General features: G+C 35.0%; 1 protein-coding gene. It reads right to left on the minus strand.

Translation table 11 applies throughout. The features are described 5' to 3' along the window. Positions 1–1254 (minus strand): transposase (locus tag QT974_RS34375; protein ID WP_333472819.1); only part of this gene is annotated, 1254 nt, incomplete at its 3' end. Positions 1255–1390: the final 136 nt, after the last annotated feature.

Below are 1390 nucleotides of genomic sequence, written 5' to 3' on the forward strand. Positions count from 1 at the left end.
GACTGACGCAAGGTTAGGGTGATTTAAAATTAAATTCGGGTCTAAATCTAACTTATCAATAAAGGTATAAAGTATATGCCTATTGAATTCTCGCCGTTTATAAGAGGTCATTGAAAACACGAATGGTTCGGGAGATGAATGACGATTATAAGCTTCATATTTGGCTAAATTCAAAGCAATTAGACTGGCATTAAAATGAAAATCAAGTCGTTGACTACTACGACATTGAGAATCGGATAAACCCGTAAATTGTTTGGCGTCACGAAAAATAAACTCAATTTGAAAACGAGCTTGATAATACTCAAGTATTTGCTCACCTGTCAGAGCGAGATCGGTACTGAACAATAAAATATTTTTGATTTTACCGTTGGGTTGAACCTCTTCAAGGCAAGCTAAACGTATTTTACATTTTAAACAAACACTCCATACTACTAATGAATAAAGCTTAACTCCGGGCTTAACTTCTTTGATAAAAGTTAAATTTCTTAACTTATTACAGTCTACTTTTCCATCATATTTGCGAGGAGCACCCCGTTGATTTTTTTCACCTGTATAGAGGTAATTTAAGTTGGCATCACACCGTAATTTGCTAATCAAATTTAAATGAGAATTTCTGACAGCATCCCAGAACTTAGCGCGGTAATAATAACCGTCAGCTACCAAATAACGTACAGATTCTGGCAATAAAAAACGAGTTTCTTTTAAGTGTTGAGCATAGTCGTCAACTCTTGTTAATTCAGGCGTTGAGCTTTGAGATGCCTCTTTTTTAGTTGGTTTTTTTAGGTTTTTTTTCCCTCGAACAGTGAGGGGATTTTTGGGTAGTTCTGTGGGAGGACGCCAGGGTGTTTGTTTGACACTCACACTATAAGATAAATGAGTTTCGACTTCGACCAGAGAGATTACAGAAATTTCTAATCCCTCTTCTGGTCTACCAGCCACACCATTATAAAAGATAGCTTTTCCTTCAGTTTTTTTGCCACTTTTTTTGATAAATGAACAATCGATTATAGCAATAATTGTTCGTTCAGGATTCAAGGCTTTCTTGATAAAGTATTGATGAAATTCGCTAAAATTAAAATTCTTTAAGAAATGACGGCGATAAGTTTTTTCACTCAATGAACTATAACGGCTCAGATTGGTAAAGTTCACCTTGCCATAAACAAGCAATATGGTGGAAAATAAAATTACCATAAACTTTTTTTGGGATTGACTAATCCCTGACATTTGTTGTAAAATAGATTCTAGAATATTCATCAGGCATTTTTTTAAGTTCATGTGTTTTTTGAGCTTAACGTAAAAAGTGCCTTTTTTTTTATTTTCGGTTAAAATCCCAGGGACTTTTTGGCTCTACTCGCGGAGCATCCCTGTTCCAAAACTGTCCGAAGTATTG

Origin of the sequence: Microcoleus sp. BM001215392 (assembly GCF_036700185.1) — a bacterium.
Lineage (GTDB): Bacteria > Cyanobacteriota > Cyanobacteriia > Cyanobacteriales > Microcoleaceae > Microcoleus.